Source organism: Paenibacillus glycanilyticus NBRC 16618 (assembly GCF_004000805.1).
In the GTDB taxonomy this organism is placed as follows: domain Bacteria; phylum Bacillota; class Bacilli; order Paenibacillales; family Paenibacillaceae; genus Pristimantibacillus; species Pristimantibacillus glycanilyticus.
On sequence record NZ_BILY01000044.1, the window covers coordinates 44,944 to 57,445 of the forward strand.

At 53.8% G+C, this 12,502-nt stretch carries 12 protein-coding genes; 5 read left to right on the forward strand and 7 right to left on the reverse strand.

The annotated features are described in order from the left end of the window. Positions 1-33 precede the first annotated feature (33 nt). Complete coding sequence (locus tag PGL01S_RS26315; RefSeq protein WP_127497953.1) at positions 34-390, forward strand: DMT family transporter; 357 nt, start codon at positions 34-36, stop codon at positions 388-390. Beyond that, entirely contained in the window at positions 387-701 is a 315-nt protein-coding gene (locus PGL01S_RS26320; protein ID WP_127497955.1) for a DMT family transporter, read from the forward strand. Before PGL01S_RS26315 ends, PGL01S_RS26320 begins: the two co-directional genes overlap by 4 nt. A gap of 116 nt (positions 702-817) precedes the next feature. On the opposite strand, the gene PGL01S_RS26325 is transcribed toward PGL01S_RS26320, so the two are convergent. The 7 genes from PGL01S_RS26325 to PGL01S_RS26355 form a co-directional block, all read right to left on the reverse strand. Beyond that, positions 818-2,497: a ribonuclease J gene (locus PGL01S_RS26325; protein WP_127497957.1), complete on the reverse strand. Its 1,680-nt coding sequence runs from the start codon at positions 2,495-2,497 to the stop codon at positions 818-820. Positions 2,498-2,615: 118 nt separating this feature from the next. Beyond that, positions 2,616-3,047 (reverse strand): hypothetical protein, encoded by a 432-nt coding sequence (locus PGL01S_RS26330; RefSeq protein ID WP_127497959.1) that lies wholly within the window; start codon positions 3,045-3,047, stop codon positions 2,616-2,618. After that, positions 3,047-4,111: a histidinol-phosphate transaminase gene (gene hisC / locus PGL01S_RS26335; protein ID WP_127497961.1), complete on the reverse strand. Its 1,065-nt coding sequence runs from the start codon at positions 4,109-4,111 to the stop codon at positions 3,047-3,049. The genes PGL01S_RS26330 and hisC overlap by 1 nt, the downstream gene beginning before the upstream one ends. Before the next feature lie 80 nt (positions 4,112-4,191). Beyond that, on the reverse strand, positions 4,192-4,692 hold the full coding sequence (locus PGL01S_RS26340; RefSeq protein ID WP_127497963.1) for a GNAT family N-acetyltransferase: 501 nt from the start codon (positions 4,690-4,692) through the stop codon (positions 4,192-4,194). 435 nt (positions 4,693-5,127) lie between these two features. Beyond that, positions 5,128-5,535 carry an RDD family protein gene (locus tag PGL01S_RS26345; RefSeq protein ID WP_127497965.1) on the reverse strand — a complete coding sequence of 136 codons (408 nt, stop codon included), beginning with the start codon at positions 5,533-5,535 and terminating at the stop codon, positions 5,128-5,130. A gap of 220 nt (positions 5,536-5,755) precedes the next feature. Beyond that, entirely contained in the window at positions 5,756-7,417 is a 1,662-nt protein-coding gene (locus PGL01S_RS26350) for a glutamine--tRNA ligase/YqeY domain fusion protein (protein WP_127497981.1), read from the reverse strand. Between the two features lie 98 nt (positions 7,418-7,515). Further along, positions 7,516-8,889 carry a sodium-dependent transporter gene (locus PGL01S_RS26355; RefSeq protein WP_127497967.1) on the reverse strand — a complete coding sequence of 458 codons (1,374 nt, stop codon included), beginning with the start codon at positions 8,887-8,889 and terminating at the stop codon, positions 7,516-7,518. A 152-nt stretch (positions 8,890-9,041) separates the two neighbouring features. On the opposite strand from PGL01S_RS26355, the gene PGL01S_RS26360 reads away from it, so the two are divergent. The 3 genes from PGL01S_RS26360 to PGL01S_RS26370 are packed head-to-tail and all read left to right on the forward strand — an operon-like array spanning position 9,042 to position 12,162. Continuing rightward, positions 9,042-10,247, forward strand: coding sequence for a tetratricopeptide repeat protein (locus tag PGL01S_RS26360; protein ID WP_127497969.1), 1,206 nt, complete (start codon positions 9,042-9,044; stop codon positions 10,245-10,247). Between the two features lie 3 nt (positions 10,248-10,250). Beyond that, entirely contained in the window at positions 10,251-11,003 is a 753-nt protein-coding gene (locus tag PGL01S_RS26365) for a glycosyltransferase (protein WP_127497972.1), read from the forward strand. Continuing rightward, complete coding sequence (locus PGL01S_RS26370) at positions 10,996-12,162, forward strand: glycosyltransferase family 4 protein (protein WP_127497975.1); 1,167 nt, start codon at positions 10,996-10,998, stop codon at positions 12,160-12,162. The genes PGL01S_RS26365 and PGL01S_RS26370 overlap by 8 nt, the downstream gene beginning before the upstream one ends. Positions 12,163-12,502 lie beyond the last annotated feature (340 nt).

Below are 12,502 nucleotides of genomic sequence, written 5' to 3' on the forward strand. Positions count from 1 at the left end.
ATATTACATCACGTGTAAGGGGGAAGAATTTTCATGAAAAAGCAATGGTTGCAAGTTTATGTTGCTGCAATTTTCGAAGTCATGTGGGTCACCGGCCTCAAGCATGCGGACCATGTCTGGAGCTGGGCGGGGACGTTTATCGCGATTGTGCTCAGCTTTGTCCTGCTTATCAAAGCTAGCGGAGAGCTTCCCGTCGGCACGGTATATGCCGTTTTTGTAGGTCTTGGCACGACCGGTACGGTTATATCGGAATCGGTCTTTTTCGGGCATCCGCTGCATGCGGCTAAATTGTTGTTTATCGCCCTTCTTTTGATTGGCATTATCGGTCTTAAGCTTATTACGCCGGAGCACGGAAGTGCGGGCGAGAAGAAAGGAGCATCCTCCAAATGAACTGGTTAGCTTTGATCTGCGCGGGTCTATTCGAAATGCTGGGCGTCGTTATGATGAATAAGGTCAATGAGAAGAAAAGCGTGAAAAACATCGCGCTTCTGCTAATTGGCTTTGGCATGAGCTTTGTCTGCTTGTCCTACGCGATGCAAACGCTCGAGATGAGTATCGCTTATGCCATCTGGACGGGGATTGGCGCTACAGGCGGTGCAATTCTTGGCATGGTTCTGTACGGAGAGCCGAAAAACATGCTCCGGATCCTCTTTATCACCCTCATTATCGGGGCCGTAGTTGGCCTCAAGCTGGTGGCCTAATTGCGGTTGAAACGAAAGCAAGGGGCTGTCCCGCAGCTTTATCAGCTAACGGGACAGCCCCTTGCGTGTATATATCGGCTCACTAAACAAAAAGAAGTGGACTGGTTAGGTGCCGATTACACTTCCATGATGATAGGAAGGATCATCGGCTTTCTTTTCGTTTGTTCATATAAGAATCGTCCTAGCGCGTCTTTTACGTTTGATTTAAGTGTTGTCCATTGGTTTACGTTATCGCTGATGGATTTCGTAATCGTTCTTGTCACAATTCTGCCTGCTTCCTCAAGCAGCCCCTCCGACTCCCGTACATAGACGAAGCCGCGGGAGATAATATCTGGTCCCGATTTAATCGTCTTGTCCTGCTTGCTGATGGTTACTACTACAACAAGAATGCCATCCTGGGACAGGTGCTTGCGGTCACGAAGTACGATATTGCCCACGTCTCCGATACCAAGTCCATCGATATACGTATTGCCAGCCGGCACTTTGCCGGATTTGCGTGCATCGCCGTTTACGATTTCCACGATTTCACCGTTATCCACGATGAAGGTATTGCCTTGCTCGACGCCAACGGCTTCAGCCAGCTTCTTGTGATGGAGCTGCATCCGGTATTCTCCATGAATCGGAATGAAATACTTGGGAGCCATCAATTGAAGCATCAGCTTCAGCTCTTCCTGGCTGCCGTGGCCGGATACGTGCATGCCGGTTTGCGTGCCGGAGCCGTAAATGACGTTCGCGCCAAGGCGGAACAGCTCGTCCACCGTACGTCCGATGCTGCGTTCGTTACCCGGAATTGGCGTTGCCGAGATAATAACCGTATCGCCTTCCAGAATCTCCACCTGACGGTGATTCGAACGGGCCATCCGCGTAAGAGCGGACATGGGCTCGCCTTGACTGCCTGTGCAAAGAATAACGACTTGATTATCCGCATAGCGGTTCACTTCGTTCGTCTCGATCAGCATGCCATCCGGGATATCGAGATAACCCAGCTCCGAAGCAATCGTAATCATGTTGACCATACTGCGCCCGATAATTGCCAGCTTCCGTCCCGATGCTGCCGCTGCATCCACAACCTGCTGCAGACGGTGCACGTTCGAGGCGAAGGTAGAGACGATCACGCGGCGTTCCGCCTTGCGGAAAGCATCAATAAAGTTCGCGCCGACGATCCGTTCCGATGGCGTAAAGCCTGGACGTTCGGCGTTTGTGCTCTCCGACAGCAAAGCGAGGACACCTTTTTTCCCAATCTCGGCCATACGGTGAATATCCGCGTGATAGTCGCCTACCGGTGTTTGGTCGAACTTGAAGTCGCCCGTATGGACAACGACGCCTTCCGGTGTATCCAGCACGACGCCGAGGGAATCCGGAATACTGTGGTTCGTCTTGAAGAACGACGCCTTCATCGAACCCAGCTTGAGCTCGGAATCGGAATGAATCAAATGCCGCTCTGTCGATCCGAGCAGTCCGGCTTCCTTCAGTTTTCCTTCGATCAATCCCATCGTCAGACGGCTTGCATAGACGGGCATGCTAAGCTGCTTCAGAATATACGGCAGGCCGCCGATGTGATCCTCATGGCCGTGCGTGATGAGCAATGCTCTAACCTTGTCCTTGTTCTCGATGAGGTACGTGATGTCTGGCACGATAATGTCGATGCCGAGAAGCTCCTCATCCGGGAATTTGGAACCGCAATCAATTACAATAATGTCGTTCGCGTATTGTACCGCGTACATGTTCTTGCCAATTTCGCCTACGCCGCCCAAGGCAAAAATGGATAGTTTCTTTTCAGTTTTATGGTTATTCAAAAATAATCCTCCTATTTATAAGACTGACGACGATTGTTATACTTCAAACTTAAAAATCCGAACCAGTCACTTGCCACCATTATAGCACGAAAAAATAACAAAATGGAAATAGGCTTATTTAGCCTTTTTGTACCCTGCTGAACTTCCTCCAAGCCGCAATCGCCGCGTTCACGGTTAATCCAAGTGCCACGCCGAGAATTACCGCTGCCAAATTCAATCCGTGTATGAACAATAGCAGCATGCCTGCGCCATAATCATCCTCCGGAAGCGGAAAAACCGCACCCATCAGATAACCGGTAATCATCAGCATCGGCACCCAAATAACAGGGATAAACAAAGCAAAATACCAATACTTTCGGCGAAAACACAATATAACGGGCAACGCGTATACTGCCGATGTTATTGCAAAAACGATGTACGCCTCATCTATAGCGGCACTATAGCGATAGGCCAGTTGAAAAAAAGTATTCCCGATTACCGCATAAATAACGCTTAAGAGAACAACGAAAAATGCAGCCCGTTGATAGCCGGGTCTTACCTGCTTCTTCATTATCGCTTAATGATCTCCTTGAGTGCCTCCGCAAATGCGGCCATCTCTTCGTCCGTGCCAACCGTTACGCGCAAATATTGGTCAATGCGGGGCTGTTTGAAATACCGGACAAGCACGCCGCGTTCGCGCAGCTGCTGGAACAGAACCTCTGCCGCATGCTCCGGATGGGAGATGAAGACAAAGTTCGCCGCCGAGTCGGTTACGATAAAGCCCAGCTCTTTCAATTCCTTCGTCACCGCTTCGCGCGTCGCGATTACCTTCGCCGTGGTCTCCAGGAAATAAGCCTCGTCCTCAAACGCCGCTACCGCGCCCGCAAGCGCAAGGCGGTCAAGCGTATAGGAGTTGAACGAATTTTTAACGCGGTTCAGCCCGTCGATCAGCTCTTCGCTGCCCAGCGCCCAGCCTACCCGCAGACCCGCAAGCGAGCGGGACTTCGAAAGCGTCTGAACGACGAGCAGATTCGGATATTCGTTCACCAGCTTTGCCGCCGACTCGCCGCCGAAATCGATATACGCCTCGTCAATCAGAACAACCTGATCGGGGTTTTGCGCAAGCAACGTACGGATATCGTCAAGCGAGATCAGCATAGCCGTTGGCGCATTCGGGTTCGGAATAACAATGCCTCCGGTATCCCGGCCGCTGAATTCGTCAACCGGCAGCTTGAACTGCTCACCAAGCGGAATAATGTCCGCCTTCAGCTGGTAGAACTCGGCATACACCTTATAGAAGCTGTATGTAATATCCGCGAATGCGACCGGTTTGGCCGGATTAAAGAAAGCCGCGAAAGCAAAAGCGAGCACTTCGTCGGAACCGTTGCCTACAAATACTTGATTCGAAGCAACATCGAAATATCCGGCGATTTTGCGGACAAGCGCATCGCAGGTTGGATCGGGATAAAGCCTCAAATCATCGTTTGTTACCGACCGGATGGCCTCCAGCACTTGAGGCGAAGGCGGGTACGGGTTTTCGTTGGTGTTCAGCTTAATGTATTTTTTGTCCTTCGGCTGCTCCCCGGGAACATAAGGGACTAAAGAAGCCGTAAGCGGACTCCAAAACTTGCTCAATGTTCATTCTCCCCTGTCGTCTTTTCATCCTATTGCTTCCAGCATAAATCATTTGGCATGAATCACCAAATTAGCCGGCATTAAATCTTGCGTCCGACAATAATCAAATCCCGCTCTACCCCGTCAAGCTCGGCTACCTTCGGCAGGTTCGCCCACTCTTCGAAGCCAAATTTCCGCAGCAGGGCTAGGCTAGGCTCATTGTGGCCAAATACAAATCCGAGCAGCGTGCGAAGACCAAGTCCCGGGCTTGCTTCAAGCGCCTTCTGAATCAGGAACGAGCCGATACCGCGCGCGCGGTATTCCTGATCGATATAAATGCTGATCTCGGCCGTTGCGTTGTAAGCCGGGCGTCCATAGAACGATTGGAAGCTCAGCCACGCCAGCATTTTGCCGTCTTCCTCCAGCACCCATAACGGGCGAAAATCCGGTGAATGCTCGTCATACCATCTCATTCTGCTCTCCACCGATACGGGCTCCAGATCAGCCGTTACCTGGCGGGATGCGATAGTAGAGTTGTATATTTCGACGATGCGGGGCAGATCCTCTACCCCGGCATCTCGGATCGTAAAATCATTGTTCATAAGTAGTTCTCTCCTTGACCTCATGTTTCCTTTATTTGATTGTACAGCCTGTACGATTTTTGCGCACGTGTAAATAATTTAACCTTTCCCACCCTCTAGAAACCAGCCTAGAACTCTATCTCTCTCTTCCGCTAGTTTCACAGTTTAAGGTCTCGCAGAAACCTTAAGAGCTAGACCGATCTTCTCAAAATTCAACAATAAATTCTTTCTGCCGCGCGGTTAAGGCCCTTTAGGGACCTTATTGGGCACTACAATGGGAAAAGCAAGGCCCTTAAGGCCCCCGGAGGGCCTTAAGGGCTTGACGATCTCTCAAAATCCGACCAAAAACCTTGCATCCCGTGCGGTTAGGGCCCTTTAGGGACCTTATCAGGCATTACGAAGGCAAAAACAAAGCCCTTAAGGCCCCCGGAGGGCCTTAAGGGCTTGCATAACGATTTACTCGTCCCCGTCGTGAACAACAACCGTGCCCGCGATAAAATCGTGAATGGCGCGTTTGTCTTCGCGCATGCCGACCATAAACGCGCTGACAACCGCGGCGATGCCAATGGTTACGGCATAGACGAGTCCGCCCACGACATTGCGCAGCAGCATCGTGCCGATGCCCGGCGGCCTGCCGTCCAGGCGGCGGATCTGAATGCCGCAAATCTTTTTCCCGATCGTGTAGCCGTTCCACAGAACCGGAATCAGCAAGGAATACAGGAAAGAAATAATGTTCGTAAACAAGTTCTCCCTCTCGCCCGAAATGATAAAGGCCAGAATGGTAAGCGGAATGCCGATAATAAGGCCGTCCAAAATATTGGCGCCCAAACGTCTCCAGAATCCTGCGCGGTAATAAGTATCCATGTTGTTCCTCCCTATTTTTTCTCTGTTGGCTTATAGGCTTTCTTTAGCCTATTACCACCTATATGGGCTTATGACTCCCGCTTAAAGCCCGGACCAGACGGTTCACAAGAAAGTTCGCCATCATTCTACATTTTCCTTCTATTTACCATTTTTATAAATTCAAAGAAAAGCCGGACTATCCCGCAAGGACAGCCCGGCTTGCTCAGCCTATGGCGATTATTTAAGCTTTGGACGGATCAAACGAGCTCTTCAGCGAGACAATCCGGTTGAATACCAGCTTCTCTCCCGTCGAATCCTTCGGATCCACATTGAAGTAGCCGTGGCGGAAGAACTGGAACTTGTCATGGCTCTTCGCGTCCTTCATGTTCGGCTCAACAAAGCCTTGCAGCACTTGCTGATTGTTCGGATTGATGCATTCGAGGAACGGCTTGCCTTCCTCTTCGGCTTCGCTAGTAATAAGCGGCTCGTACAGACGGAAGTCCGCCGGCACGGCTTGCGAGGCTTCGACCCAATGGATCGTGCCTTTTACTTTGCGGGCATTAAAGCCCGAACCGCTCTTGGTAGCCGGGTCATACGTACAGCGCAGCTCGATCACGTTGCCGTCCGCATCCTTGATGACTTCCTGGCACGTAATGAAGTAAGCATGCTTCAGGCGCACTTCATTGCCAGGGAACAGACGGAAATATTTCGCGGGAGGATTCTCCATGAAATCGTCCTGTTCGATATAGATTTCGCGGGAGAACGGAATTTGGCGCGTGCCCATTTCCTCGTTCTCGGCATTGTTCTCCGCTTCAAGCATCTCGACTTGGCCTTCCGGATAGTTCGTAATAACAACCTTCAGAGGCTGCAATACGGCCATCGTGCGAAGCGCCTTCAGCTTCAGGTCTTCCCGGATAAAATGCTCCAGCATCCGCTCGTCGACCGTGCTGTTCGCTTTCGCTACGCCAATCTCGCGGCAGAACGCGCGGATCGCTTCCGGCGTATAGCCCTTGCGGCGCAGACCGCTGATCGTTGGCATGCGAGGGTCGTCCCAGCCGGTAACGACGCCTTCGTCCACGAGCGCTTTCAGCTTTCTTTTGCTCATCACGGTATTCGTAATGTTCAGACGGGCGAACTCGTATTGCTTAGGCACGTCAACCATCTCGCATTCCGCGATGGTCCAATCGTACAGCGGACGATGGTCCGCGAACTCCAGCGTACAGATCGAATGCGTAATGCCTTCAATCGCGTCGCTGATCGGATGCGCGTAGTCGTACATCGGGTAGATGCACCACGCGTCTCCCGTGCGGTGATGGTGCGCATGGGCAATCCGGTACAGAACCGGATCGCGGAAGTTGATATTCGGCGAAGCCATATCGATCTTCGCGCGCAGCACCTTCTCGCCGTCCTTGAATTCGCCTGCCCGCATTCTAGCGAACAGATCAAGATTCTCCTCGACCGTGCGGCCGCGGTAAGGGCTGTCTTGCCCGGGCTGCGTCAACGTGCCGCGCGTCTCGCGGATTTGCTCGGCAGTCAGGTCGCACACGTAAGCTTTCCCTTTGCGGATCAACAGAACGGCGCGATTGTACAATTCTTCGAAGTAGTCGGATGCAAAACGAAGATCATCCCAGTCAAAGCCGAGCCAGCGCACATCTTCCTTAATCGACTCTACGTATTCCGTATCTTCCTTTACCGGATTCGTATCGTCGAAACGCAGATTTGTCCGTCCCTTGAATTCATCGGCAAGCTCGAAGTTCAAGCAGATCGACTTGGCATGTCCGATGTGCAAATATCCGTTAGGCTCCGGCGGAAAGCGGGTCACGATTTCCTGCACGTGGCCTTCTTTCAAATCTTCGACGACGATGTTTTTGATAAAGTTAGAGGATGATACCTTATTCTCCACTGTGTTTTCCACGGCGACCAACCTTTCCCGTAATTAATGATCTTCCTATCATACACAAAATTACGAGAAAATACACTGTCTACTGCTAGGCGGAGACACTATCCTTTAAATAAGAAGTCCAGTGCGCCGGCGGAGTAGAGCAGAACCAGGGCGACGAGAATCGGGGCGATATAACGCACCATAAACAACCAGATCCAAAACCACGCCGCTGTAAGTCCCGCTTCTTCGGCCGCGTTTTTCCAAACCCAGCCCACAAAGATGGTCACGATCAGGCCGCCAAGCGGCAGCATGATGTTCGAGCAGACGAAATCCATCCAGTCGAAAAACGTCTTGCCCCCGAAATCCAGTCCGCTTACCGCCCCGCCTACCGACACGGCGGAAGGGATGCCAACCAGGAAGAGAAGCACCGTGATCACCGTTACCGCAAGCCCGCGGCTCCAGCCATACCGCTCGCGAATAAAGGCAACCGGCACTTCCAGGAGACCAACTGTCGAAGTTAACGAGGCAACCGCAAGAAGGATAAAGAATAATCCGCCAAAAAGACTGCCGAGCGGCATCGCTGCAAAAGCTGCCGGCAACGCCACAAACACAAGACCCGGCCCTTGGCCTGGCTCGATCCCGAATGCAAAGGACGTCGGGAAAATAATCAAGCCTGCCAGGAAGGCATACAACAGATCGCCTAGGCCAATCGCCATCGTGCCCGCGCCAAGCGACTGTCTCTTGTCCACATAAGCACCGTACGTAATCATTGTTCCCATGCCAAGGGAAAGGGAGAAGAACGCATGTCCTAGCGCAACCAGGGCCGATTCGGCCGTCAGCTTGCTGAAATCCGGACTAAGGAAGAACGATACGCCCTCTCCTGCCCCGTCAAGCGTCAAAGCGCGGACAACGAGGACCAGAAGCAAAATAACAAGGCCCGGAATAAGAATTTTGTTAAACTTCTCAATCCCGGCCGACACGCCTTTAATAATAACTGCCGCCGTAAGCACCAGCGCCAGAAGCATCCACCATACCGGCTGCCAGCTGCCGATGAAGGCATTGAACTGGCCGGAGTAATCCGTCGTCTTAAACAGCTGACCCGAGAATGACCGGACCGCATAATACATCGTCCAGCCTGCGACAACGGAATAGAACGATAAAATCAAAAATGGCGCTGCGATCATGAGGAATCCAAGTGCTCCCCAGCCCTTTTGCTTGGTCAGCCGGTTAAAGGAGGTCGATACGCTGCCGCGGCCGCCTCGGCCGATCGCAAGCTCGGCCATCAGGACCGGCAGGCCAACAGCGAGAAGGCAGACAATAAACATGAGGAAAAATGCCGCGCCGCCGTATTTGCCGGTGATATAAGGGAATTTCCACATGTTGCCGAGACCAACCGCACTGCCGATCGCCGCGAAAATGAATCCTGATTTCGAGAACCGCTCTTCCCCATCCGCAAGCGATGGAGCAGCCGTACTCTTGTTTTGATCAACCATCTTACAAACCTACCTCTTTCCTTGTGTCTTCACCTGATGTTGTTAAAACCTATTATTTGCTCCCAGTTCGAGAAAAAACCGGAATGGATATCGTACTATTTTTCATACGTTCATACAAGAACCAAAAGAGTGGAACGGATGGTGATCGCGCCATGGCAGCACAACCCATTGTCGTCTTCCCTCCCGGCGGCTGGCGCGGAATTCCGTCAGGCGTTCGGGACTGGCTGGAGGAGCTCGCCGCAAAAAGAAAGCTGCTGGCATTTGCCAACGATGCTCCAAACGGAATCGAGTCTCTCGGCTTGGAGCAGCTGAATACCGTGGAATGGGGCAGCGTCGCCGCTATTGTTATGCACCCCGCCTGGGTACATATTGTCGTGCCGCTGAAGCCGCACTGCCTTATTGCCATGCTGCCCGGACCGGAATCTAATGAAGAAGAGTTGTGGAGCAAATGCCGTGCCTGGCTATGCGCGTATGCCACGCTTGTCGTGGCCGGTACGGAGGCCTTCTATCTGGAACAGTGCTTCCGCCGCGGCAGCGTCTTTCTAATGGACGGGATGGACGAAACCTCCGATCTGTTCGCCCGGCAGGCGGTGGAATGGCATAGCGACGGCTTCGAGTCCGACATGCTTATCCGCCTCCAGCAGCGCCATAGGGCCAACTGGCGGAACGAGCTGCTTCGGAAGCAGGAGCTGGAGCTGGCGGCGGGCAGCAAGCCAAGCGGCTTTGCAGACGGTCTCTTTTTCCATTCGGTCTACCGGTATTTGACCGGCGAACCCGAATACGCGCGACAGCATCTGCTTGCCTCCTTCGAGCAAATGCTGCACGAAGGCCGCAGGGATACGCTTCAGAACGTCTACCGGTTCCTGTCTGCCATCGAGCTGGAGCAGGGACATGTTCATGACGCCGTACGGACCTACGGCTACACCGCCCAAGGAGAAACGGAATGGCGCAATGCCGAACAATTATCCGGATGGCTGGCTGCCGGGAAGCGGGAGCTCGCCAAAGCCCAGCTATACCGGCTGAATGACGATTACCGCAAAGCGGCAGCTCTGCTGGAGCCGCTTGCGGATGATCCGGAAGCCCGCGCGCTGCTTGCTGCTACTTACATTACGATGGGCCGGTTAGACAGCGCTCTCTTGCTCGGCAACGACGGGCTCCGCAAGTCGGCGGGCGACCGCCGGCAGTGGCAGCGTCTGCAAGGAACGGCTCTTCTGCTTAAAGGCAAGCGGCATGAAGCCATCCACTGCTTTCTGGCGGCAGGAGAGCACAGGCAGGAGGAATTAAACGGCATGATTGACCTGGCGGTTATGGATGGCGTTGCGCGGGAGCTGACACGGGGAGATAAGGAGGCTGACTAAAGAATGGCCAGCGGTCTCGGAAAAGGCGGAAGAAAAATAACGGGCAATAAATTGACCGCCATCATGCAGGTCCGCAACGAAGCCGGACGTTATCTGGAAGCGGCCCTTGCGGATTTGTCCGGCTTTGTAGACGAGATTGTTATCGTGGATGACGGAAGCACGGACGATACGCCGGAGCTCGCCGCATCGTTCGGGAAGGTTGTGAAGCTGGTACGGAATAAGGATTCGTTGTTCCATAAAGAATGGCTGCTGCGCGAGCAGCTGTGGCGGGCGGCGGAGGAAACCTCGCCGGATTGGCTCCTGGCCGTGGACGCGGATGAATTTTACGAGGACTGCGCAAAGGCGGCCATGAGGGAGCTTATTAACCAGGATGACTACGATACCGTTTCCTTCCGGATGTACGATTTCTGGGATTCGGTCACCCACTACCGGGAGGACGACTGGTGGAATCTCCATCAGCGGCCTATGATGACGCTTGTCCGCTACTTGCCCGGCTTTCATTATGCGTATCCGAAACGGGCGCATCACGCCACCCGCCTTCCTTTTACCTATAACGCATTGCCAGGCCTCGATACCGACCTTCGGATCAAGCATTACGGGTGGGCGGGAAGCGCCGAGGAGCGGCGGGCGAAATACGACCGTTACATGAAGCTCGACCCGCAGGGACAATGGGGCAATCTCGGCCACTACGCTTCGATCCTCGATCCGAATCCAAGGCTGATCCGATGGCAGGAGAGGGAGCGCCGCGATGGGTAAGACGATGGCAAAGCCGTATGCCGTAAAGACGGTGACGATATTGACCCACAGCTATTTGAACGCTTACGGACAGGATTATTCCCGGTTGTTCGGAGGCGGGCTGGAGCGGTATGTCCATATGTTATGCCGGGCGATCAAGGAGCTTGGACTCACTCCGGTTGTTTGTCAGATGACGTATTACGAGGCTTTTGACACCGTGCACGAAGGCGTCCGGGTACGGGGCTGGCCTTTTGAAGCCGATAAGATTACGGAGGCTTTCGAGCGGATGGCGGAATCCGCGGAAGGCCTGCTTATCTATGCCAGCTGCATCTGGCATCCGATCCGGTACCGCCCGGGAAGCATCGGCATCTGCCACGGCATCAATTGGGACACTCCTTCCATTGCGGCCGAGACGAAGGCGGCGATCGCCCGGCATATTAATCAGGCGCTTCGGCAATTGGACCTCGTGGTGTCGGTCGATTCGCATTTTCAGACATATTGCAGGGCGGTGTGCGAGTATGAGGATCCGGCCGTTATTACCCTGCTTCCCAATCCCGTGGATACCTCGCGGTTTGTTCCCCGGAGAGGTGGCGCTTCTCTTTCCGCGGAAGGGCTGCGGGTGCTTTTCCCGAGAAGGCTGAGCTTTGAGCGGGGGCTTGTTACGATGATGCTGTCGGCGGATGAACTGCTGGGCCGGTACCCGGCGCTGACCGTGGAATTCGCCGGCGAGCTGATTGACGGGTCTATGATGGCGGCGGCCTTTTATGTATGGAAGGAGGCTCATCCTCACCGCGACCGCATCCTCCACCGGACATATACGTTCGAGACGATCCGGGAGGCTTATCGTCAAGCGGATATTGCGGTCATCCCAACGTTGTTCTCGGAAGGGACCTCCCTCTCCTGCCTGGAGGCGATGAGCTGCGGCTTGCCCGTTATCGCGACCAATGTCGGCGGGCTGAACGATCTTATCGTCAACGGCGTAAACGGCCGCCTGATCCCAACTTCGGCAGAAGCCGTCACCGCGGCCGTCAGCGAGCTGATCGAGCAGCCTCGATTGCGCCGCCGGTTGGGCGCAGCCGCTCGGCGGGCGGCGCTCGCATTCGATCAGGCGCGCTGGCTCGCCGAATGGAAGGCGATTATTACTGCGCAGCTTGCGAAAAGAGAGGCGGAGAGGCGCTGATGGCTCAGCGCTTCCGCCTGCCTGCTACGTTGCACGTTGTACAGGATATTCGCCGATCTAGGCTGCGAATGGAGGTAGGTTTAAACACAATATTCTGCAGAACGCGCAGGATATACCTGTAAGTGGACCCGCTAATTCGAATTACACTGTATTTCGTGCAATGGAAGAGGTCATATAAGCTAGAGTTCGCAAGCTGTATAGCACGGAACAAAAGAGCTTACAGGCTGTATAGTACCGAGGTTACACGCAGCATCAGCTCCCGCTCGCAGAGCAGCGGCGCTGCGAGCGCTGGGACCTGCGCGGTGCCACGGGCGCGCGCAGCCAGCGCTGCCGCGAGCCC

What these genes read in the sequence shown, in the direction of transcription:
- PGL01S_RS26315 (WP_127497953.1), top strand. Translation starts at nt 34, where the DNA reads ATGAAAAAGCAATGGTTGCAAGTTTATGTTGCTGCAATTTTCGAAGTC.
- PGL01S_RS26320 (WP_127497955.1), top strand. Translation starts at nt 387, where the DNA reads ATGAACTGGTTAGCTTTGATCTGCGCGGGTCTATTCGAAATGCTGGGC.
- PGL01S_RS26330 (WP_127497959.1), bottom strand. Translation starts at nt 3,047, where the DNA reads ATGAAGAAGCAGGTAAGACCCGGCTATCAACGGGCTGCATTTTTCGTT.
- PGL01S_RS26340 (WP_127497963.1), bottom strand. Translation starts at nt 4,692, where the DNA reads ATGAACAATGATTTTACGATCCGAGATGCCGGGGTAGAGGATCTGCCC.
- PGL01S_RS26345 (WP_127497965.1), bottom strand. Translation starts at nt 5,535, where the DNA reads ATGGATACTTATTACCGCGCAGGATTCTGGAGACGTTTGGGCGCCAAT.
- PGL01S_RS26355 (WP_127497967.1), bottom strand. Translation starts at nt 8,889, where the DNA reads ATGGTTGATCAAAACAAGAGTACGGCTGCTCCATCGCTTGCGGATGGG.
- PGL01S_RS26360 (WP_127497969.1), top strand. Translation starts at nt 9,042, where the DNA reads ATGGCAGCACAACCCATTGTCGTCTTCCCTCCCGGCGGCTGGCGCGGA.
- PGL01S_RS26365 (WP_127497972.1), top strand. Translation starts at nt 10,251, where the DNA reads ATGGCCAGCGGTCTCGGAAAAGGCGGAAGAAAAATAACGGGCAATAAA.
- PGL01S_RS26370 (WP_127497975.1), top strand. Translation starts at nt 10,996, where the DNA reads ATGGGTAAGACGATGGCAAAGCCGTATGCCGTAAAGACGGTGACGATA.